Raw genomic sequence first — 20889 nt, 5'->3', positions numbered from 1 at the left:
GCCCGTGTTGAAGACAAACTGAATGACCCGCCGGCTACCTGAGGAACGCCTGTGTCACCACCCCACTCAGCTCCGGGATCCGCGCCGATCCTGCTTGAAGCCCGGCGCCTTGCCCGGGTTGATCCGACAACCCGGGCCGTGCTGCTCAACCCTGTCGATTTCTCCCTGCGGACAGGCGAGCGCGTGGTCATCACCGGCAGTTCCGGCTCGGGAAAAAGCCTGTTGCTGAGGGCGTTGGCGCTGCTGGACGCGCCCGCCGACGGCAGTCTCACCTGGATGAACCAGGCGGTACTGGCGCAGGACATCCCGCGCTTTCGCGCTCAGGTCTGTTACCTGGCCCAGCGTGCCGCACTGGTGGAAGGAACTGTCGCGGACAACCTGCGCTTCCCGTTCACGCTGAAGGCGCTGCGCGAACGCACCTTCGATATCGCCATCGCCGAACACCTGCTGGTGCAGGCGGGAAAGAACGCCGGTTTTCTGGACAAGCAGGCTGCCGACCTGTCGGGCGGTGAAGCGCAGATCGTGGCGCTGGTCCGGGTATTGTTGCTGGCGCCTCAGGTCCTGCTGCTCGACGAACCCACCTCGGCGCTCGATCCCCAATCGACCGCCGCAGTGGAAACGCTGGTGATGCAGTGGTTCGACCAGCGTCCCGAAGCCCGCGCCTATCTGTGGGTCACCCATGATCAGGAGCAGGCCCGACGTATGAGCAGCCGCTGGCTGACCATGGATCAAGGTGTATTGCTGAACGAGAAGCCCGCATGAACTACCAGACACTTTCCTACACCGACCTGGGCATCGCCTCCGCACTGATCCTGATCAACGGCCTGCTGTCTGTGCTGCTGAAACTGCAACTGGAGCGGCAATTGCTCCTGGCAGCAGTGCGTACCGTCGTGCAGTTGCTGGCGATCGGTTATGTGCTGGGCTGGGTGTTCCAGTCCGCGCATTGGTATGTGGTGCTGCCGCTGATGCTGGCCATGACCCTGATTGCCGGTATTTCCGCCGCCGGGCGTGGCAAACAGCGGCATGCCGGGCTGCTGACCGACAGCGTCGTGGCCGTGGGGCTCAGTTCCTGGCTGGTCACCGCGCTGGGGCTGTTCGTGGTGTTGCGTGTGCGGCCCTGGTACGAACCGCAGTACGCGATCCCGATCCTCGGCATGGTGCTGGGCAACACCTTGACTGCGGTCTCATTGGGGCTCGACCGCATGACGCGGGAGCTGAGCGCCCGCCGCGATGTGGTGGAAATGGTCCTGGCCCTGGGCGGAACCCGTTGGGAAGCGGCGCAGGCCGCCGCCGTCCAGGCGGTGAAAGCCGGGATGATGCCAACCCTGAACCAGATGACTGTGGTTGGCATCGTCAGCCTGCCCGGCATGATGACCGGGCAGATCCTCGCCGGACAAAGCCCGACTGAAGCGGTGCGCTATCAGATCGTAATCATGTTCCTGATTGCTGCCGCTTCGGCGCTGGGCACCGTCTGCGCTGTACTGATGACCTTCAATCGGCTGTTTTCCCCCGCACACCAGTTCATGCTGCACCGGCTCACGCCAAGGAAGTAGTCGTCCCTACGCTCCACGCAAGCGCCACCGGCATTCCCGACCTTTACCGACGTCGCCCTGCTCTTGCGCCACCACGTCGCGCCACCAACGTTCGCCGGTCTGTGGCGCGCGCAGATCGATGCGCTCACCCATGCTCGGCGTCGCCACGCTGACGCCCTGCTCGCCCGCCCACTCCAGCACGCTTTCGAACGGGTCGTACCAGGCGTGCATCGACAGGTCGAAGGTGCCGTTATGGATCGGCAGCAGCCAGCGCCCACCCAGATCGACATGGGCTTGCACCGTCTGGCGTGGGTGCATATGCACGTAAGGCCAGTGCTCGTTGTAGGCACCGGTTTCCATCAAAGTGAGGTCGAACGGCCCGAAGCGTCGGCCAATCTCGGCGAAACCGTCGAAATAACCGGTGTCACCACTGAAGAACATACGCAGGTGCGGCGCCTCGATCACCCAGGAGCACCACAGCGTGCGATTACCGTCGCGCAGGCCGCGTCCGGAAAAATGCTGGGCAGGCGTCGCGGTCAGGCGCAGGTCGTCAACCTCGATGCCCTGCCACCAATCGAACTGGCGCACCTTCGACGGCGGCACGCCCCAGGCCAGTAACCGATCGCCCACGCCCAGCGGCATGACGAACAGTTCCACCTTCGGCGCCAGGGCCTTGATGGTGGCGCGGTCGAGGTGGTCGTAATGGTCGTGGGAAAGGATCACGCCGCGAATCGGTGGCAGTTCGTCGAGGCTCAGTGGTGGCTGATGAAACCGCTTGGGGCCGGCGAACGGCAGCGGCGAAGCGCGCTTGCCGAAGACTGGATCGGTCAGCCACCAGCCGCCTTGCAGCTTGAACAGCACGGTGGAATGGCCGAGGCGGTAGAGGCTGGCGTCCGGCGCCGCATCCAGCTCGACCCGGGTCAGGCGGCGCACTGGCACGGCGGCTTTCGGCACGGTGTTGGCAGGTTTGTTGAAGAGGAAATTCCACAGCACCTTGGCATCGGGCTCCGGCATGTTCGCCGGACGCGGGGTGAGGTTGTGGAAACGCCCATCCCTGGACTGGGGCGAATGCCCGTGGTCGGCGATGGGAGCACGCAGCAGCGGATGACGTTTCAAGGCGAAAAACCCTCAGCACTCTGTAGGAACACTCCCGAGTATAGGGCCGCGCCGCCGGACCGGATTGCCTGATCCTGCGAGGTTAATGCCTGATCTGGAAATCGAGCGCCGCCCCGACTCCCCACTATGGAAGCGGAGTTCCAAATGACTTCCGAGCCTAAGCCACTCTTAGAGGTACTCAAACCGTAGCCGCGCGAGAAGCAATCTCCAGTGACATTCTGGATGGAAGCCAGAATGTGCTGGAGTACCGCCAACTCGAACATGACTAAAAAAGCAGACTGGTCAAATGAAAGCGGTGAGCGCTCAGTGCTTTCATTCGGCCAGAAATACTAATATTTGAACCGACCCACCAAGCCTTTGAGCTGACCAGAAATCTCTATCAATCGACCCGAACCCGTCTGCGAGGACTGGGCAAAGCCTTCGACCAGTTGAGCATCGGCATGGATCTGCGCGATGTGCCGATTGATCTCTTCGGCCACCTGGTGCTGCTCCTCGGCAGCTGTGGCGATCTGGGTATTCTGGTCACGGATCGAGTCCACCGAGCCACGGATCTTGTCGAAGCTGTCACGTGCCTGCTGGATGCGCTCCACACTGGCATGGGACACCTGCAGGCTGCCTTGCATCTGCTGAGTGACTTCCTGGGTGCGGCGGGCGAGATTGCCCAGCAAGCTGTCGATCTCGCCGGTGGAGTCGGCTGTCCGACGAGCCAGGGCGCGGACTTCGTCGGCAACCACGGCGAAGCCACGGCCTTGATCACCGGCACGCGCTGCTTCAATCGCTGCGTTGAGCGCCAGCAGGTTGGTCTGCTCGGCAATCGAGCGGATGGTGTCGAGAATGGTGTTGATGTTCTGGCTGTCCTGCTCCAGCAACTGCATGGTCTGAGTCGACTTTTGCAGGTCTTCGCTGAGCTTGAGCACGCTGCCGGTGGCTTCGCCGATGTGTTGCTGGCCGTCATTGACGTCACGGTAGCCCTCATCGGCACTCGACGCGGCGGCACTGCACGAACGCGCAACTTCGTTGGCGGTAGCGACCATTTCGTTGAACGCAGTGCTCACCAGTTCCACGGCTTCACGCTGGCGACCTGCGGCCTGGTTCATGTTGTTGGCCACTTCGCGGGTATCGACGGCGGCGGTCTGCAGGTCCGATGAGGCGTTGCCGATGCGCTGCACCAGTTGCGCGATCATGCCCAGGAACTGGTTGAACCAGCCTGCCAGACTGGCGGTTTCGTCCTTGCCCTGCACCTTGAGTTGGCGCGTCAGGTCGCCTTCCCCCTCGGCCATTTCTTGCAGGCCGTCGGCCACGCCGCGAATCGGGCGCACGATGACACTGGCAAAGCTGGCGCCTACGACCGCGAATACCAGCGCCAACGCCGCTGCTATTGCCGCAATCAACCAGGTCAGGCGGGTGGCTTCGGCCATCACTTCATCACGCTCGATCAGGCCGATAAAGCGCCAGCCCAGGCCGTTGGAACTGACCACGTTGGCCATGTAGGGCACACCATCAATCTCGATCTGGGTCACTCCGTCGCCTCGCTTGGCGAGTTCGGCGTAGTTGGGGCCCAGGTCGGCCAGCGGTTTGAAGTTGTGCTTGGCGTCGCTGGGGTCTACCAGTACGTTGCCGTTGGCTTCCACCAGCATCAGGTAGCCGCTGTCGCCCAGCTTGATGTTGCGCACCAGTTCGGTGAGCTGTTTGAGCGACACGTCCAGGCCAACCACGCCGAGGATATTTCCCGCAGCGTCGGCGACAGTGTGCACCGTGCCGATCAACGTCACATCGTCCGGCGCCCAATAGTAGGCACCGGTGCGCACGGTGGTGCCTGGCGCGGCGATGGCCGCTTTGTACCAGGGACGTACGCGTGGGTCGTAGTTGTTCAGTTTGGTATCGTCCGGCCAACTGGCGTAGCCGCCGTCTTTCAGCCCCAGGGACAGGTAAGCGGTACTCGGATGGCTTTTGGCGAACTGCTCGAATATCGCCAGCAGCTCTTTGTTGGTCTGGGTGAGGGGAATCTGCGCTGCTTCGGCGCCAGCGTAGCTCTTGAGGTCTTTGGCGGCGACAACGCGCGGGTCCTTGGCTACGTACTCGACGTTTTGGCTGATACCGTCGAAAAACTGCTTCATGCCGTTGTCGATCTGGCGGATCTCGCGTCCGCTGCTGTCGAGGAAGTTGACCAGGGCCCCCTCTCGCAGATTCAGCACCACCAAAACGGCGACCAGGATGACCGGGACGCACGCGATAGCCGCGAACGCCCAGGTCAGCTTCTGCTTGATATTCATGACTTCACCTGCGGGTATTTATAGTTTTGGCAAGGAAAACGCAATACTGAACGTCGCATGTGTTGTTATGAGGAGATAGAGCCCATGCGTACCCTGATTTATCGACCGCGATGGTGCGCACTTTAGAACGATGCGGGGTGCCTTTGCGTGGAGGCCAGGTAACTGCCACAGACGACCGGCAACACCGCTACCAGTTGTAACTGACCGCTCCTACCACACTGCGCTCATCGCCATAGCGGCACGAGTTTGCGCAATACAGATAGCGCTCATTGGCCAGGTTCTGGGCGCGAGCGCTCACCTGCCATTGGTCATTCACCCGGTAGGTGACGCGGGCATCGAACAGGGTATAGGCCGGGATCTTCCGATCGCTCACGCTGGGAACGGTGTGGGTAGTGCCGTTGTATCGGGCACCGGCGCCAACAGTGACGTCGGGCAATCCCAGCAAGCCCAACCCGTAGTCCAGCCACAAGGCGGCACTGTGATACGGCGTACCTTCGATCCGCGACCCTTCGAGCGTCTTGTCGTTGTCGGACAGGATGTGCGCATCGGTGTAGGCGTAGGTGGCGTTCATCGCCAGGTTGGTCGTCAGCTGTGCCTTGGCTTCCAGTTCGACACCAGTACTGCGTTCCTTGCCGGTCTGCTCGTCGAAGTCGGAGCCGGCGATCGAGGTCAACACATTGCGCTGGGTCAGCTGGTACACCGCAGCGCTGATCAGCAGTTCGCGATCGGCAGGCTGGTAGCGCACACCGAGCTCGTACTGTTCGCCTTCGGTAGGCTTGAAGGTGTCGCCATTGCTGTCGGTGCCTGCAGACGGCAGAAACGACTGGCTGTAGCTGACATAGGGCGCCCAGTCGTTCTCGGTGAGGTACACCAGCCCCACCCGGCCGGTGGTCTTGCGGTCGGTGACGGTGCTGCGCGAGCCGTCGCGGTAGTTGCGGGTGTTGTTTTCGGCCCAGTCCTGACGCACTCCCAACACCACCACCCAGCGCTCGTCGAACGTGGCCTGCTCTTGCAGGTAGATCCCCATCTGCGTGCTGTGCAGGTCCGACCCGCTGTCGACGGCGGTATTCACCTTCGGCAGGTTGCCATGGACCGGATTGGCCAGGTCAAGGGTCGGCGCGCTGCCACTGTGCCGATGGCTGTCGTAGGTCTTGCGGTAGTAGTCGATGCCGCCGAGCAGGGTGTGGCGCCAGTTACCATGCGCGAGGTCGAGGGTCAGGTTGCTGTCGCTGGTCCAGCCGGTGGAAACGTCCTCGCGGGCATTGTAGCTGCGGGTCAGGTTCTTCAGGTTCGGCCCGGTGACGCGGCTGCTGTTGAGGGTGATGTAGCCGTAGTCGCTGCGCGACTCGAAGTAACGGAGAGCATGGCGCACTTGCAACTGATCGCTCAGGCGGCTTTCCAGCAGGTAACCGAAGGTTTCCAGGGTGCCGTCGTAGTCGTCGAACTCCGGCTCGCCGGGGAACAGGTCATACGGCACCTTGTAGCCTGGCGTCTTGCTGAAAGTGGTCAGGTCATAGCGGATCGGTGGGGTCAGCGTGGTCTGGGTGCGCTGGTGGCTGGCCAGCAGCGTCAGGCGGGTTTCGTCGTCCATTTGCCAGGTCAGGGCCGGCGCGATGTATTGCTTGTCGTCATCGATCTCGTCGTATTGCGTGCCACTGTCGCGAACCAGGGCGGTCAGGCGGTAGCTGAAGCGCCCCTGGTCATCCAGCGCGCCGCTGTGATCGGTGGAAATCTGCCGGCGCTGATGATTTCCGTATTCCAGGTTGAGCTCGTGCAGCGGGGCCAGGGTCGGCCGCTTGCTGGTGGTGTTGATCAAGCCACCCGGTGCCAGTTGTCCGTAGAGTACCGAGGACGCGCCCTTGAGCACCTCGACGCGCTCCAGACCATAGGGCTCCTGCCCTCCTTCGAACTGAGTGCTCTGCATCTTCATGCCATCGCGCAGCACGCTTCCGGTGCGTGGGCCGATGTCGAAACCACGCAATCGGTAGTCATCGGCCACCCGGCTGTAGCCGTTGGGCTGCGTGACCACGCCGGCGGTGTAACCAAGCACGTCGGCCAGGCTGTCGTGCTGGCGCGACACCATCTCCTCGCGGGTGATGACCGACACTGACTGGGGTATCTCCAGCAGCGGCGTATCGGTCTTGCTCATCGTTGCGCTACGCCGGGCGACCTTGCTGTAAGCCGGGCCCCAGGCATCCTGCTCGAACGCCAGCCCGGACACGTTGGTGTCGGAGAGGTGCAACACAGCGTCCGCACGCGGCCCGATACTCAGGGCTCCGCCGGGTGTGACGGCCAGTTGCAGCGAGGTGCCTTGCAGCGCCTGACTCAGCGCCTGCTCGGTGCTGAACCGGCCACGCAGCGCGGGCGCTGTCAGGCCCCTGGTCAGCGACGCGTCATAAGAAATGCTGCGCCCGCTTTGCCGGGCGATGGCGGTCAGGGTGGCATCCAGCGCACCGGCCGGCAGGTCGAAACCAAGCGTCTGCTGTTGAGCGTCGGGCTCGCTCGCCGCAACGACAGGCGCGTGCAGTGCGCTCAAGGTCAGGGCAAGGGCCAGTGGCGTGAGGCTGAAACGGTATGTCCGGTACATGGGCAGCGGTCCCGATAGGTAGTCGATGCCACCTATGTGACGCGAGGGGCTCCGTTATTAAGGGGACGATGAAAAAATTTCAGCGCCGGCTCACCTGGGTCCACCAGGCGAAACGCTGGTCGACGCGAACCGGCAAGGTTTCCTGCAGCGTACGCAGGACCTGCGTGCTGTCGTCCAGCGCAAATACTCCCGAGACCCGCAACGCGGCAGCGTCGGGGCTGATACGCAGTACGCCACGTCGATAGGGCCTCAGGGCATCGATCACAGCGCCCAGGGGCTGATCGTGAACTTCCAGATAACCGTCTTCCCAACGGCCCTCGCCAGCACGGTTGGGATCCAGCGCATGGATCCCGCTGCCGGACAGCACTGCGCCCTCACCGCTGGCCAACTCCAGGCGGGCACCGTTGGGTGCTTGCGCTTGCACCCGTGACTCCTGCACCCAGATGCTGGCAGACCGCTCATGCAGGGTGACGGTAAAGCGTGTGCCCAGGGCGCGCACCTCGCCAAAGGCAGTGACAACGATCAGCGGCCGTTGCGGGTCAGCGGCCACCTGAATGCTCAGTGCCCCTTCACGCAGGATGAGCGTGCGCGACCGGCCGGCGAAGGCCAGGTCCACGCGGCTCTGGGCGTTGAGCACGACACGGCTGCCGTCCTCCAGGGTGAATGCCCTGCGCTCGGCGAAGCCAGTGTGCAGGTCGCTCCTCGCAAAGGGCAGCAGGCCCAGGCGCTGCAACCACCAGCCACCGGCGCCAATGCCGGCGACCGCCAGCGCTCCGCGCAACAACCGCCGACGGCTACCGGCCTCGGTGCTGAGCACCTGACGGGCCACCGGCGGGATATCGGCGAAGACCTGGCCAAGGCGTTGCTCGAGGCGCTGCCAGGCCTGCGGGTGCTCAGGACTGAGGCTCAACCAGTGCTGAAAACGCTGGCGATCAGCGTCGCTCATGCTTCCTGAGCGGTGAAGCGCCAGCCATTCGATCGCTTCAGCCACCGCCGTTGGCAGTCGTGTCTGCGGCATGCTCACTCCAGCGCCAGGTAGCACAGGGCAAAGGCCTTGGCCACGTACTGATGCACGCGTGGCGCGGAAATACCCAGGCGTGAGCCGATTTCGGCGTAAGTGAGGTTTTCCAGCTGGCTGTACAGGAAAGCACTGCGTCCCAGCGGCGACAGGCCATCGAGCAGGCGGTCGAGGCTGCTCAGGGTTTCCAGGGCCTGCACCTGCTCTTCCGCCGACGGTTCGTAACCCGGAACTTGCTGAGCCAGCGCCTCCAGGTAGGCACGCTCCAGATCGCGTCGCCGCCAGGTGGCGAACACCAGGCGCTTGGCGATGGTGGTCAGCAGGGCTCGCGGTTCGTGTATGGCCTGCGGGTCGGGCAACTTCACCACCTGGGCGAAAGTCTCGGAAGCCATGTCGGCAGCGTCATGACTGCAGCCCAGGCGTGCGCGCAGGCGCTGCAGCAGCCAGTCATGGTGATCGCCGAACATCTGCTGCAGGACGCGGTTACGTAGGGCGAGACGCTGATTATCGAGAGGGACGGAGGACATGGAATATTTTGCTAATGGGAATTATTAGCAAATGATGCCTTTAGATTGGTATTACCGCAACTGAACGGCTAAAGCATTCCGCACAGAAAACTCCAAGCAAAAGCTCGTCCCTGACTGACCGCTATCTACAGTCACCCTGCCGCCATGCAACTGCATGATCGAACGCACGATTGCCAACCCCAAACCGCCAGAATCGTCCGGCTGATTGCGTGAAGGATCACACCTATAAAAGCGCTCAAACAATCTAGGCAGATGCTCTGCTGAAATCGGCTGACCCAGGTTGTGCACCGTGACCAAAACCCTGCCCTCCCTCACTACGCTGCTGATAGTCACTGCCTCAGCGGGAGCCCCATAACGCAGTGCGTTGGCGAGCAGGTTAGCCAATGCTCGACGTATCAACGCCGGATCAGCCCGTAACTGACCATGGGCGTGATTGATCAGCGTGACATCACGTTCTTGCGCCACGCCTTCGAAGTACTCACACAGTTGCTCGGCTAGATCGTGCAGGTCGATAAGTTCTTCATTTACTGATGCCTGCGACTGCTCGGTCCGCGCGAGAAACAGCATGCTGTCGATCATCCGCGCCAGGCGCTCATATTCTTCCTGGTTGGAAACCAGCAGGTTCTGGTAGTCCTCAATGGAGCGGCTGTGCCTCAAGGTTTGTTGGGTATGCCCCATCAGGTTGCTGAGTGGCGTACGCATCTCATGGGCGAGATCTTCCGAGAATCGCGAGAGCTGGGCGAACCCCTCTTCAAGGCGTGCAAGCATTTGATTGAGTGAACGACTGAGCGTTTGTAGCTCACTCAGTTCGTTGAACTCGTCCAGTCGCAGATGCAGATGCTGCACATCAATGCCCGCCGCACGCTGCGCCAGCACGCGTACAGGCTGTAAGCCTCGTCGACTGACCCACCAGCCGAGCACAAACGCCAAAAGTGCGCCGACTGACATGGCGAGCCAAAGTTTGAGTCGGTAAGCCGCCAACATCTGCTCACGCTCACCTGACAACTTGCCCGCAATCAGGGTCAAGCCGCGATGCCCCTGCATGACATCCTTCCAGGCAAGTCGCACGCCCTGCGCAGCATGGCCGTCACCGAGCTGGGCCTGGGCTGCGGCAGGTAACCTGGGCAAGCTCATGTTTACCGGGTTTATCTGGATCAACACCTGGCCAGTGTCATCGACAATCCACAGCAGGTTGTCGCGATTGCCCAGCATATTTTCATAGAGTTTGGGCCGATCTCTTAGTTGCTCGACGCTGACACTGTCGTTGATCAACGCTTGCATGCGCTCCAGGCGCCCGAGCAGAGCCTGGTCATCGCGCCACGCGATTTCTCGCTGTAACGACTGATAAAGATAAAAGCCGATGGCGCCCAGCAGCAGCGCACTGACCAACGCGAACATGGCCGCCAGGCGCAAACTCAGGGAACGTGGAAACAGTTTCAGGATTGCACCTCAAGCATGTAGCCGATGCCACGCACTGTGTGGATCAACTTGAGCGGGTAAGGATCGTCAACCTTGGCCCGTAGACGCCGGATGGCGACATCGACCACATTGGTATCGCTATCAAAGTTCATCTGCCAGATCTGCGAAGCAATCAACGAGCGCGATAGCACCTCCCCTTCACGACTGACGAGCAGGTGCAACAGAGCAAACTCCTTGTTGGTCAAGGTCAGGCGCTCACCACTGCGCGTAACCTTGCGGCGCAACAGATCCAGGCTCAAGTCTGCAACCAGGAACTGCTCGACCTCACGGGGCGGCCCCCTGCGTAGCAGCGTACGGACGCGTGCCAGCAATTCGGCATAGGAAAATGGTTTGACCAGGTAATCATCGGCCCCTGACTCAAGCCCTTTGACCCGATCCTCCACAGAGTCTCTGGCGGTGAGAAAAAGCACCGGGGTTTGCCACTTGCGCCGAATGATCTGAAGCAATTGCCAACCGTCCAGGCCCGGCAGCATGACGTCCAGAATGATCAAGTCGAACTCGCTTTCCTGCGCCAGATACTGGCCCTCCACGCCATCCAGGGCGACTTCGACCATATAGCCCGATTCAGTCAGGGCTTTATGCAGGTAATCAGCTGTTTTCGCTTCATCTTCAACAATCAGGATACGCATCTTTTTCTCCGGGACCGGACCATAGGCTAACGCGCCCGCCCGTGTTGGCACATTACATCTTGGTAATCATTGGGCAATCATTCTGACGGAACGCACTGCTCATCATGTGTGGCTATGAGTCAGCCAGACAAAACAAAGGAAAAAGCATGCGTACAAACCTATCGAGCTCATTGCTGATATCACTCGCCATGAGCTCTACGCTCGCTGTCGCAGCCCCGAATCAAGTTGTGCAGCGCAACGACGTATCACTGGCAATGGCCAATGATTTGCTAGATGCCGCACTGGCCGCGTGCCATGCCGATGGCCGCACGGGTGTTGCTGCAATTGTCGACCGTGGTGGAAATCTGGTAGCCCTGCAGCGCGACGACAACGTTGGCCCGCACAACACATTAGCCGCCCAACGCAAGGCCTATACCGCCCTGTCGACCAAGACGCCAACACGGTTATTGGCAGAGCGTGCTCGCAATACACCAGATGCTGAAAACCTCAACACCCTGGATGAGCTATTGCTGCTGGGCGGCGGCGTGCCGTTGTTGTTTGAGGGGCAAGTCATTGGCGCTATCGGAGTGGCCGGTGCCGGTGGGGCAGCAATCGATGAAGGTTGCGCAATAAACGCCATCAACAAAGTTTTACCTGCCGTTAAAAACTAAGGACTTCATCATGACTTTATTGAAAACTCTCTTCGCGGGCCTTGTATTGAGTGTCGTATCGACACTGGCATTAGCGGCAGGAAATCCGCTCAGCGTGCATGTACTCAACTTGCAGGATGGTTTGCCGTCTCCGGGGGTAAATGTCACGCTGGAAAAACAGGACGGCAAGAACTGGAACATGCTCAACCGCGCAGCGACCAACGAGCAAGGTCGTATTCCCGGGCTCTATCCCGAGGGTCAGGCCCTGGAGAAAGGCACCTACCGTGTCACCTTCAAAACCGGTGAGTGGTTCAAGGCTCACAACGTCGCAAGTTTCTTTCCAGAGGTACCGGTCATTTTCGAGGTAGACGGTACCCTTGCGCACTACCACATCCCATTACTGCTCAGCCCGTACGGTTTCTCTACCTACCGAGGGAATTGAGCGTCTACCCCGCAGAGAGGCTGTGCTAGCCCGCGCCTCTCCTGCCCCCCGCAGACTTCAAACACTGCTGAAACGAAGCAATAACCTGGCTACTGCGCCGCTCCGCCAGGTAATACAGAAATGTCTCGGTATACACCGGATCGCCGATAATCCTGATCGCTTTCAACTGCGGGTCGGCGATGTACTCCGCCTCCGAGACTGCCCCGACCCCGATCCCGCGAATAACCGCCTCGCGCAGTGCCTCACGGCTGCCGATCTCCATGGCGATTCGCGGTGTCACCTCAGCGGCATCCAGTGCCCGCTCCAATGCAAGCCGCGTCGTGGAGCCCTGCTCGCGCCGCAATAGCGGCTGTCCCTGCAGAGCCTGCAAAGGCACTTCGTCGTGCCGCGCCAAGGGGTGATCAATATGGACGAACAGAATCACCGAATGCCGCGCGTAGCGCTCGACGACGAAGGCCGGATCATCCTGCAACCCCGCCAGCACACCGATATCGGTCACGTAATTTTCCAGGTCTGCCAGCACCGACGCCGAGTTGCCGACCCGGATCGACACGTCGATCTGTGGGTATTCCTGCCGATAACGGTCGACCATTTCGATCACATGGAACGGCCCCACCGCGCCGATCTTCAACTGACCCCGATTGAGCTTGCCGGAGTCGCGCAGCAGGTTGAACGCCTCGGATTCGAGCATCGACATCTGCTGGGCGATGGGCAGCAAGGCACGGCCTACCGCCGTCACCTCGATACGCCGGCCGCGGCGATGGAACAGCTCGACGTTGAATTCCCGCTCCAGCCCCTGGATCTGGTTGGTGGCGGTCGGCTGGCTTAGCCCGAGGGCTCTGGCCCCGGCGCTGAAGCTGGCATGGCGGGCGACGGCAAGGAAGGTGCGCAGGCGGGCGGTGGACATCCATAGATCCTTTGAATGGTTTGGCGGTAAAACCCATATTGAATTGATGGGGTGACTGTCACATGACAGCCCTACTTTGGCGTTACCGACAACAACCACTCCGGTACTGCCATGACCACCCTCTCCCGCCTGTTCCGCTCTGCCCGCTTCGCCCTGCTGCCGCTGCTGCTCGCGCCCGCCGTGCAGGCCCAGCAAACCCTCACCATCGGCCTGATCCCGTCCGAGGACTCGCAGGCCATGATCAAGAGCAGCCAGTTGGTCATCGACCAGCTTCAGGAGCGCCTGGGCATTCCGGTCAAACCGTTCGTGGCCACCGACTACAACGGCGTGATCGAAGCACTGCGCGCCGGTAAGCTCGATGTCGCCTACCTCGGGCCCTTCTCTTATGTCCTGGCCAACAAGGTGGCCGGTGCCGAGGCGTTCGCCGTGGCGGTGACCAAGAAGACCGGCACCAGCGCCTACCACAGCCTGATCGTCGCCCGTCAGGACAGCGGCATTCGCAGCCTCGACGACCTCAAGGGCCGCACCTTCGCCTTCGTCGATCCAAGCTCGGCCTCCGGCCACCTGTTCCCCAAGGCGGGCCTGGAGCAATCCGGCCATGACCCGAAAGCGCTGTTCTCCCGGGTGATCTTCTCCGGCTCCCATGACGCCAGCATCCTCGCCGTGGAAAACCGCAAGGTGGATGCCGCTGCCGTCGCCGACCGCATCCTCGCCGGCGCAGTGAACAGCGGCCAGGTGAAAAAGGAAGACTTCCAGGTGGTCTGGACCTCCCAGGACATCCCCGAGTCGCCGATGGTCTGGCGCAAGAACCTCGCCCCCGAGCTGCAAGGCAAGCTGCGCACCGCCTTTGCCGCCATCAAGGATGTGCCATGGGGTGATCAGGGCATGCTCAACGGTTTCCAGCCCACCTCCGACGCCGCCTATGACGTGGTGCGCGACACCGCCAAGGTGCTCGACCTCGACCTGAAGGGCCTGAAATGATTCGCGTCGAACAACTGACCAAGGACTACGCCGACAACCCGGTGCTGCGGGGCATTGACCTGGAGGTCCGGGCCGGCGAGTTCGTGGTGATCCTCGGTCAGTCCGGCGCCGGCAAGTCGACCTTGCTGCGCTGCATGAACCGCCTGGCCAAGGCCGACAGCGGTCAGTTGGAAGTGGCTGGCGTGAACGCCATGCGTGGCCGCGACCAGCGCGAGCTGCGGCGGCGGGTGGCGATGATCTTTCAGCATCACAACGTGGTGCCACGCCTCTCGGTGCTGAAGAACGTGCTCACCGGCCGCCTCGGCTACACCGGCACCCTCACCTCGCTGCTGCAACTGTTTCGCCGTGAAGATGTGGAGCTGGCCCGGGACTGCCTGCGCCGGGTTGAACTGGAGCACAAGGCCGGCGCCCGCACCGACTCGCTATCCGGCGGGCAGATGCAGCGGGTCGGCATTGCCCGGGCGCTGGCCCAGCGGCCCAAGGTGATACTCGCCGATGAGCCGGTGGCCAGCCTCGATCCCAAGACCGCCCACCTGGTGATGCATTACCTGCGTGATGCGACCCGCAGCCTCGGCATCACCGTGGTGTGCAACCTGCATCAGGTAGACCTGGCCCGGGAGTTCGGCGACCGCATCGTCGGCCTGGCCAGCGGCCGGATGGTATTCGACGGACGCCCCGACGAACTGGACGATGCCGCCCTGCAGCGCATCTATCACAGCCCCGCGACCAGCGAGCCGCATGCGCCGCTGGCCACCGCCCGCACCGCGCTTTCCAGCGGCACAGGAGCCTGAGCATGAACCCGCAAAGTCATCAATGGCTGGTCAATACCCCCACCAGCACCCGTGGCTGGCTGAGCAGCGGCGCCCTGCTACTGGCGGCACTCTGCGTGCTGCACTGGAGCGCCGAGGGCGCGCAACTGAGCTGGAGCGAACTGGCCAACGGCCTGCCGCAGATCGGTGATTTCATCGGTCGCTCGGTTCCGCCTGACATGAGCATCCTGCCCAGCCTCTGGCGGCCGGCGATGGAAACCCTGCAGATCGCCTTGTGGGGCACCCTGCTGGGCATCATCGGCGCCGTACCGCTGGGTTTTCTTGCCGCACGCAACCTGCACAGCAACCGCTGGCTGTACCAAGGCACCCGGCAACTGCTCAACGTGATCCGCAGCATCAACGAACTGATCCTGGCGTTGGTGTTCGTCTCGGCGGTCGGCCTGGGCCCCTTCCCCGGCGTGCTGGCCCTGGCGCTGCACGGTGTGGGCATGCTCGGCAAATTTTTCGCCGAGAGCATCGAGGAAATCGACCAGGGCCCGATCGAAGCCTTGCAGGCCACCGGTGCCCGGCCGTTGCAGGTGATCGCCTTTGGTGTGCTGCCGCAAGTGATCACCGCCTGGATCGCCGTCGTGCTTTACCGCTTCGAGGTCAACCTGCGTGCGGCCACGGTGCTGGGCATGGTCGGGGCCGGTGGCCTGGGCTTCGAACTGGTGAGCAGCCTGAAGCTGTTCAAGTACCAGGAAACCGCCACCTGCATCCTCGTCATCACACTGATGGTGGTGCTCGCCGACCTGGTGTCCACCCGCCTGCGCAAAGCCATTCAGGGCAACGGCCGCCACTGATTCCACCCCGTTCATCTTTCCCTGCCACGTGCGTCCCCTCGGACGCGCGACGGGCAGACTCATGCCTGGAGCCACTGCAATGCCCGCCTGTTACTACAACCCGGTCACCACCGTCTTCGGCGCTGGCAGCCTCGAGCGGATCGCCGATCTGTGCCAGGGCAACGTCGCTCTGGTGACCTTCCCTGAAGCCGCGCAACTGGGGTTGGTGGAGCGGGTCCGCGATCTGCTCGGCGAACGCCTGGCCTGCGTGATCGACAACGTACAACCCAACCCCGATGTGGCCTGGCTGCGCGACGTGCACCAAGGCTTCTGGGCCGAACACGCCGACTGCGACACGGTGCTGGCCCTGGGTGGCGGCAGCGCCATCGATACCGCCAAGGCGCTGATCGTCGGCACCGCTTCCGGCCGTTTCGACGAACTGCTCGACCTGCTGGCCAGCGGCAAGCCGTTTGTCCCGGCCCGGCACAAGACGCTGATCGCCGCTCCGACCACGGCCGGCACCGGCAGTGAAGTCACGCCCTGGGCAACCCTGTGGGATAACGGTCAGCAGAAGAAATACTCCCTGCACCTGGAGTGCACCTGGCCCAAGGCCGCGATCATCGACCCCGACTTGATGCTCACCGTGCCTGCCGGCGTGACGGTCTCCACCGGCCTGGATGCGCTGTCCCACGCGCTGGAATCGATCTGGAACGTCAACGCCAACCCGCTCTCTGACAGCTTCGCGGTGTCGGCCATCGAAGACATCCTCGACTGCCTGCCGCGCCTGCACCATGACCTCGGCAACCGCGAACTGCGCGCCCGCATGGCCTTGGCCGCACTCAAGGCCGGGATGGCCTTCTCCAACACCAAGACCGCCCTGGCCCACTCCATTTCCTATGAAATGACCCTGCGCCACGGCCTGCCCCACGGCATCGCCTGCTCCTTCACCCTGCCGCGCGTGCTGGGTCTGGCCTGGGGCCGCGACGCCGGGCGCGACCGGACCCTGCAAAAAGTCTTCGGCTGCGACCTGCCCGACGCCCAGCGCCGCTTGCGCGACTTCCTCCAGCGCCTCGGCGTCAAGACCGAATTCGAAGACTACGGCGTATCTGCCACCGAAGCCGACGCGATCATCGATTTCGCCATGCAGGGGGCTCGCGGTCGCAATTTCATTGGTTCGCCCAGCGCCCGACACGCCATTCCCCTTTCACTCTCTGGAACAACGCCATGAACTACCAACCGCCAAAGCAACTGCAAGCCGCCATTCTCGACTGGGCAGGCACCGTCGTGGATTTCGGCTCCTTCGCGCCAACCCAGATCTTCGTCGAAGCCTTCGCCGAGTTCGGCATCCAGGTCAGTCTGGAAGAAGCCCGCGGCCCGATGGGCATGGGCAAGTGGGACCATATCCGCACCCTGTGCGATAACCCGGCCATCGCCGAACGCTACCAAGCCGCTTTCGGCCACCGGCCGACCGACGAAGACGTGACCGCCATCTACGAGCGCTTCATGCCGCTGCAGATCGAGAAAATCGCCGACCACTCGGCACTGATTCCCGGCGCGCTGGAAGCCATCGACCAACTGCGCCGGCAAGGGCTCAAAATCGGCTCCTGCTCGGGCTACCCGGCGGTGGTGATGGAAAAAGTGGTGGCCCTGGCGCTGGGCAACGGCTATGTCGCCGACCATGTGGTGGCCACCGATGAAGTCCCCAACGGTCGCCCCTGGCCCGCGCAGGCTTTGGCCAACGTCATCGCCCTGGGCATCAGCGACGTAGCGGCCTGCGTCAAGGTGGACGACACCTGGCCGGGGATCCTCGAGGGTCGCAGCGCCGGCATGTGGACCGTGGCCCTGAGCTGTTCGGGCAACGCCCTTGGCCTTAGGTACGAGCAGTACAAGGCGCTGCCCGAAGCGCAATTGCAACAGCAGCGCCTGCGGATCGGCCAGTTGTTCGAGGGTTCGCGCCCCCATTACCTGATCGACACCATCGCTGAACTGCCGGCGGTAATCGCCGAAATCAACGCACGCCTGGCTCGCGGGGAGATGCCACAAAGCTGCTGATCGGCGTGGGCCCGTCACTTAGTGCTCTTAATCAAGCAAAAAAGTGTCGGGCCTGCGTATCCAGGTCAGCTCCACAGGGCGGTTGCCATTCCAGGGCTCGCCTTGTCACACCACACACTTCAAAGTTTCGAAGATAATGGCTTGCTCACTTCCTGGGTGGAGATGAATCAGGCAACAATCAAGGCTTAACCACCCACTCGCCCTGATTTGTGCTAACAACCACCTCTACGACATCACAGCGCCGATACTCGATATTGTATTTATAGGTGATCGTTTTCCCGAAAGGCAAACTGATAGGCTTCTTCGGATTCCCCAAAAACTCCGTACACTGATTCCGGTTAACCGTTACGTTATTGATCACCAAGCCTTCCGAAACACCCACAATGTCAACGGTGCGATACGGTGTCTTGACTGCTCCGTACTGGAACAAATACTGGCCAATATTGATTTTTACTGGGGATGAACTTGGCTGAGAAACCGGGAGCGGAGATCCCCCCTGTGCACCGGCTGTCGGCACATTAAGACCAACAAGCCCCGCTGTCAGCAAGGAACCTGATGCCTTGATGGTTTCTGGTCGGCACTCGTGATATCCGGTTTCTTTTCCCATCTGATTCATTTGACTGAAGTAAGCTTTCTGCTTGCCTGCAAGCTTTTCGTAGCCAACTGCTACGGCGCCCTCGATATCTCCATCAGTGCCGCGAAGAACAAACGATTCGGATCCGCCAGGGGTTCGATTCAAGTAAAGCTGCACCCCTCCGGAGGGCGCATCTAGCTTGATCACGCTTCCGCCTTCATCCGGGTCGTCATCGGGTGCTAAAAATTCAATATAGGCTGTGTCATTGACGTGACTGAGCGTCATTACATCACCGCTCTCAAGTGTGCATTGCAGGTCAAAATTATCAGCAGCGTGACTGGTAGATATGAAGCCCGATGCAAGCACGAGGGCGGCGATGACTTCTTTCATGATTTTCCTTCCATAGATTTATGCACGGTACCGCTGTGTTTGAGTAGATGAAAAAACATGGCACTTACATTAATGGCCTTTTGCCGCATCCGTTTAAGTCTATCCGTCACTACTCCATGATGGAAGGGCTGTTGCACATCGAGAAACGAGAACTGCACCTCCCGTTTCCGCCAAGACATTGATCCATCCCCTATCGCCGTAATTGGCAAATATCTATCTGTGCCTGTCTATCGCCGCAGCACGCCCTGTATCTCGGACACCACCTGCATCGTTGCCTCCTCAATGCTTCCTTCATTACGGCATAGCACCCAACCGTTGTCCGCCACTGCGCGCTCGAATGCCTGGGTACAGGCGACATGTTCTTCCAACCTGTGGATCAACGTACTGCCCAGCCCACGCGAGCGGGCCGCCGCTCTCTGCCATGAAATATCAGGGTCGGTGACAACCCCGACATGCAGATCCGGCACTTGCACATGTCGAGCGATGTTCAACTGGAGGATTTCGACAAACGGGACCAGCCGGCGAAACGCGGCATCAGACGGGTACCAGCGGTCCATAAGGATGATGCTGTCCGCTGGTTGTTCAGGCAGAACGTGCTGGGAAATCCAGGCGCGGCTATCCGCCAGGCGCTGACAAACCCTCAATTCCAGATCACGGTCGGGATTTCTGACGAGCTGGTTGACGAGGGCCATCGTCTCACCCCGGTAGGGGTCGCTTTTCTTCTCGCAAAGCCGGACCACTTTCCTGTTGTCGGCCCTCAGTGCTTTGGTGACGGCCTCCAACAGGGTGGTTTTTCCGGTGCCCTTGGGGCCATCGAGCGTGACAAACAGCGGACGATTCATTCTTCAGACAACGATTGGTAAGGGTTGCACTTCCTACCAGTAAAACGGGCGATCCGCCAGCGGTAAAAGCTCCGCGCTGGCGGGACGGTCAGAACAGCCCGGACATTGGCGGTGGCGTTCCGCTCAGTTGCCAGGCGCCCACTGCGGCCGCTTTCCATTGCCGTGGATTGTGGTTTGCGACGGTACGGGCGTTGCGCCAATGCCGGTCCAGGTTGTGCGTCCGTCCTGTGGTGGACGCGCCGCCTACATCAAAGATCAGCTCCGCGGCTTTCAATGCTGACTCGGCAGCAATGTACTGCGCCTGGGCAACATCCACGGCGGCCTGATCCACCACCCGCGTATCCAGCCCGCTGGCCCACGCCCGGTCGATCGTTTCAGCCGCCCGCAGGACCACCGCCTCGGCGGTAAATGCGCGGGCCGAGACTTCCCCGACACTGAATTGCACATACGGATCGTCCACCGAACGGCTGGCCGAGCTGTGCTTGATCGGGCGCGCGTGCTGGTTGGTGAAGTTCACCGCGTCATTCAGTGCGTTGCGCGCAATACCCGCCTGGACGGCGGCCAGGAACAACTGCAGGAACGGCGTGACGATCGTGCGCTTGCCTTCCTCGACGATCCGCGTGCAGATCTCATCACGATTGACCACCACTTCGTGCAAGTGCGTGGTGCCGCTTGCCGTCAGGCGCTGCCCCATCGCATCGAAGTCATCAAGCAGTTCCAGACCCTGGCGGTCGCTGGGAATGATGAAGGTCACCGGCTGTTCATTGTCATCCAGTGCCATCGCACTGACCCAGTCGGCATACAGCGCGCCGGTGCTGTAGAACTTGCTGCCGGTCGCTCGGTAGTGGTCGCCTTCGGCAACGATCCTGGCGCTGATCGTGCCGCTGGCGCCGCCCACTTCCCAGCCGGCGTTACCGATCACGGCGCCCTGCAGATAACGGGCGAACCAACGCTCGCGCTCGACCTCGGCGCCGTCGGCGGTCGAGGCCAGCAGGCCTTCGAGGAAGCCGAAGCCAGGCCGCAGCGCCTGCGCCACGTTGGAGTCGACCGAGGCGATGCGGATCAGCAAGGCAATCACGTCCTTCACCGATGCGCCGGCACCACCGTGGCTGACCGGAATACGTGCGGTGAACAGGCCGGCCTTGGCGAGTTGCGCCACGGCTTCGTAAGGCAGTTGCCTGTCGCGTTCACGCTGCGAAGCACCAGCGCCGATCTCGGGCAGCAGTTGATCGATACGGGCGTTGAGCTGCTCCAGGGTGACGGTCGGAGGTACGGCGGACAAGCTGTTCATGACAGTTCCTTGTTCAAGGTCTCGCGTAA

General features: G+C 61.7%; 19 protein-coding genes and 2 pseudogenes. 9 read left to right on the top strand and 12 right to left on the bottom strand.

The window, feature by feature from the left end:
* Positions 1-51: 51 nt before the first annotated feature.
* Entirely contained in the window at positions 52-762 is a 711-nt protein-coding gene (locus tag DM374_RS20940) for an ABC transporter ATP-binding protein (protein ID WP_110971612.1), read from the top strand.
* Positions 759-1553, top strand: a complete 795-nt coding sequence (locus DM374_RS20935; protein WP_110971611.1) for an ABC transporter permease — start codon at positions 759-761, stop codon at positions 1551-1553. Before DM374_RS20940 ends, DM374_RS20935 begins: the two co-directional genes overlap by 4 nt.
* 6 nt (positions 1554-1559) lie before the next feature.
* Here the strand turns inward: DM374_RS20935 and DM374_RS20930 are convergent, their stop codons facing one another.
* The 8 genes and pseudogenes from DM374_RS20930 to DM374_RS20900 form a co-directional block, all read right to left on the bottom strand.
* The gene (locus DM374_RS20930) at positions 1560-2648 is read right to left on the bottom strand and encodes an MBL fold metallo-hydrolase (protein ID WP_110971610.1); all 1089 of its coding nucleotides are present in this window, start codon (positions 2646-2648) and stop codon (positions 1560-1562) included.
* Positions 2649-2977: 329 nt separating this feature from the next.
* Positions 2978-3493: pseudogene (locus DM374_RS34410) on the bottom strand (methyl-accepting chemotaxis protein); the annotation flags it as partial.
* 345 nt (positions 3494-3838) lie between these two features.
* A pseudogene (locus tag DM374_RS34405) lies at positions 3839-4921 on the bottom strand (HAMP domain-containing protein); the annotation flags it as partial.
* 187 nt (positions 4922-5108) lie between these two features.
* A complete protein-coding gene (locus tag DM374_RS20920; protein ID WP_110971608.1) occupies positions 5109-7508 on the bottom strand; it encodes a TonB-dependent siderophore receptor in 2400 nt (799 codons plus the stop codon).
* Positions 7509-7587: 79 nt separating this feature from the next.
* Positions 7588-8526 (bottom strand): FecR domain-containing protein, encoded by a 939-nt coding sequence (locus DM374_RS20915; RefSeq protein ID WP_110971607.1) that lies wholly within the window; start codon positions 8524-8526, stop codon positions 7588-7590.
* Between the two features lie 2 nt (positions 8527-8528).
* Positions 8529-9053, bottom strand: a complete 525-nt coding sequence (locus DM374_RS20910; RefSeq protein ID WP_110971606.1) for a sigma-70 family RNA polymerase sigma factor — start codon at positions 9051-9053, stop codon at positions 8529-8531.
* Between the two features lie 51 nt (positions 9054-9104).
* Positions 9105-10493 carry a heavy metal sensor histidine kinase gene (locus tag DM374_RS20905; protein WP_110971605.1) on the bottom strand — a complete coding sequence of 463 codons (1389 nt, stop codon included), beginning with the start codon at positions 10491-10493 and terminating at the stop codon, positions 9105-9107.
* Positions 10490-11161 carry a heavy metal response regulator transcription factor gene (locus DM374_RS20900; protein ID WP_095153391.1) on the bottom strand — a complete coding sequence of 224 codons (672 nt, stop codon included), beginning with the start codon at positions 11159-11161 and terminating at the stop codon, positions 10490-10492. Before DM374_RS20900 ends, DM374_RS20905 begins: the two co-directional genes overlap by 4 nt.
* 146 nt (positions 11162-11307) lie before the next feature.
* Here DM374_RS20900 and DM374_RS20895 point away from each other — a divergent pair, with 146 nt between their 5' ends.
* Positions 11308-11811, top strand: a complete 504-nt coding sequence (locus tag DM374_RS20895) for a GlcG/HbpS family heme-binding protein (protein ID WP_110971604.1) — start codon at positions 11308-11310, stop codon at positions 11809-11811.
* A gap of 10 nt (positions 11812-11821) precedes the next feature.
* Positions 11822-12232 carry a hydroxyisourate hydrolase gene (uraH, locus tag DM374_RS20890; protein ID WP_110971603.1) on the top strand — a complete coding sequence of 137 codons (411 nt, stop codon included), beginning with the start codon at positions 11822-11824 and terminating at the stop codon, positions 12230-12232.
* Positions 12233-12257: 25 nt separating this feature from the next.
* Here the strand turns inward: uraH and DM374_RS20885 are convergent, their stop codons facing one another.
* Complete coding sequence (locus DM374_RS20885; protein ID WP_110971602.1) at positions 12258-13139, bottom strand: LysR substrate-binding domain-containing protein; 882 nt, start codon at positions 13137-13139, stop codon at positions 12258-12260.
* A gap of 111 nt (positions 13140-13250) precedes the next feature.
* Here DM374_RS20885 and phnD point away from each other — a divergent pair, with 111 nt between their 5' ends.
* The 5 genes from phnD to phnX all read left to right on the top strand — a co-directional run bounded on the left by phnD (position 13251) and on the right by phnX (position 17763).
* Complete coding sequence (gene phnD / locus DM374_RS20880; protein WP_110971601.1) at positions 13251-14120, top strand: phosphonate ABC transporter substrate-binding protein; 870 nt, start codon at positions 13251-13253, stop codon at positions 14118-14120.
* On the top strand, positions 14117-14911 hold the full coding sequence (gene phnC / locus DM374_RS20875; protein ID WP_110971600.1) for a phosphonate ABC transporter ATP-binding protein: 795 nt from the start codon (positions 14117-14119) through the stop codon (positions 14909-14911). The genes phnD and phnC overlap by 4 nt, the downstream gene beginning before the upstream one ends.
* 2 nt (positions 14912-14913) lie before the next feature.
* A complete protein-coding gene (phnE, locus tag DM374_RS20870; protein WP_095153397.1) occupies positions 14914-15732 on the top strand; it encodes a phosphonate ABC transporter, permease protein PhnE in 819 nt (272 codons plus the stop codon).
* 79 nt (positions 15733-15811) lie between these two features.
* On the top strand, positions 15812-16939 hold the full coding sequence (gene psrA, locus DM374_RS20865) for an iron-containing alcohol dehydrogenase PsrA (protein ID WP_110971599.1): 1128 nt from the start codon (positions 15812-15814) through the stop codon (positions 16937-16939).
* The gene (phnX, locus tag DM374_RS20860) at positions 16936-17763 is read left to right on the top strand and encodes a phosphonoacetaldehyde hydrolase (protein ID WP_110971598.1); all 828 of its coding nucleotides are present in this window, start codon (positions 16936-16938) and stop codon (positions 17761-17763) included. Before psrA ends, phnX begins: the two co-directional genes overlap by 4 nt.
* A gap of 178 nt (positions 17764-17941) precedes the next feature.
* Here the strand turns inward: phnX and DM374_RS20855 are convergent, their stop codons facing one another.
* The 3 genes from DM374_RS20855 to DM374_RS20845 all read right to left on the bottom strand — a co-directional run bounded on the left by DM374_RS20855 (position 17942) and on the right by DM374_RS20845 (position 20860).
* Positions 17942-18727, bottom strand: coding sequence for a hypothetical protein (locus tag DM374_RS20855; RefSeq protein ID WP_110971597.1), 786 nt, complete (start codon positions 18725-18727; stop codon positions 17942-17944).
* Between the two features lie 227 nt (positions 18728-18954).
* Positions 18955-19569, bottom strand: a complete 615-nt coding sequence (locus tag DM374_RS20850) for a dTMP kinase (RefSeq protein WP_110971596.1) — start codon at positions 19567-19569, stop codon at positions 18955-18957.
* 88 nt (positions 19570-19657) lie between these two features.
* On the bottom strand, positions 19658-20860 hold the full coding sequence (locus DM374_RS20845; RefSeq protein ID WP_110971595.1) for an acyl-CoA dehydrogenase family protein: 1203 nt from the start codon (positions 20858-20860) through the stop codon (positions 19658-19660).
* Between the last annotated feature and the right edge of the window lie 29 nt (positions 20861-20889).

This window comes from Pseudomonas huaxiensis, assembly GCF_003231275.1.
GTDB classification, from domain to species: Bacteria; Pseudomonadota; Gammaproteobacteria; order Pseudomonadales; family Pseudomonadaceae; genus Aquipseudomonas; species Aquipseudomonas huaxiensis.
The sequence above is the reverse complement of the archived record's forward strand: the minus strand, read 5'-3'. Positions and strand labels throughout refer to the sequence as shown.

What these genes read in the sequence shown, in the direction of transcription:
- phnE (WP_095153397.1), top strand. Translation starts at nt 14,914, where the DNA reads ATGAACCCGCAAAGTCATCAATGGCTGGTCAATACCCCCACCAGCACC.
- DM374_RS20900 (WP_095153391.1), bottom strand. Translation starts at nt 11,161, where the DNA reads ATGCGTATCCTGATTGTTGAAGATGAAGCGAAAACAGCTGATTACCTG.
- psrA (WP_110971599.1), top strand. Translation starts at nt 15,812, where the DNA reads ATGCCCGCCTGTTACTACAACCCGGTCACCACCGTCTTCGGCGCTGGC.
- DM374_RS20885 (WP_110971602.1), bottom strand. Translation starts at nt 13,139, where the DNA reads ATGTCCACCGCCCGCCTGCGCACCTTCCTTGCCGTCGCCCGCCATGCC.
- DM374_RS20855 (WP_110971597.1), bottom strand. Translation starts at nt 18,727, where the DNA reads ATGAAAGAAGTCATCGCCGCCCTCGTGCTTGCATCGGGCTTCATATCT.
- phnD (WP_110971601.1), top strand. Translation starts at nt 13,251, where the DNA reads ATGACCACCCTCTCCCGCCTGTTCCGCTCTGCCCGCTTCGCCCTGCTG.
- DM374_RS20935 (WP_110971611.1), top strand. Translation starts at nt 759, where the DNA reads ATGAACTACCAGACACTTTCCTACACCGACCTGGGCATCGCCTCCGCA.
- DM374_RS20910 (WP_110971606.1), bottom strand. Translation starts at nt 9,053, where the DNA reads ATGTCCTCCGTCCCTCTCGATAATCAGCGTCTCGCCCTACGTAACCGC.
- DM374_RS20920 (WP_110971608.1), bottom strand. Translation starts at nt 7,508, where the DNA reads ATGTACCGGACATACCGTTTCAGCCTCACGCCACTGGCCCTTGCCCTG.
- phnX (WP_110971598.1), top strand. Translation starts at nt 16,936, where the DNA reads ATGAACTACCAACCGCCAAAGCAACTGCAAGCCGCCATTCTCGACTGG.
- DM374_RS20845 (WP_110971595.1), bottom strand. Translation starts at nt 20,860, where the DNA reads ATGAACAGCTTGTCCGCCGTACCTCCGACCGTCACCCTGGAGCAGCTC.
- DM374_RS20915 (WP_110971607.1), bottom strand. Translation starts at nt 8,526, where the DNA reads ATGCCGCAGACACGACTGCCAACGGCGGTGGCTGAAGCGATCGAATGG.
- DM374_RS20895 (WP_110971604.1), top strand. Translation starts at nt 11,308, where the DNA reads ATGCGTACAAACCTATCGAGCTCATTGCTGATATCACTCGCCATGAGC.
- uraH (WP_110971603.1), top strand. Translation starts at nt 11,822, where the DNA reads ATGACTTTATTGAAAACTCTCTTCGCGGGCCTTGTATTGAGTGTCGTA.
- phnC (WP_110971600.1), top strand. Translation starts at nt 14,117, where the DNA reads ATGATTCGCGTCGAACAACTGACCAAGGACTACGCCGACAACCCGGTG.
- DM374_RS20850 (WP_110971596.1), bottom strand. Translation starts at nt 19,569, where the DNA reads ATGAATCGTCCGCTGTTTGTCACGCTCGATGGCCCCAAGGGCACCGGA.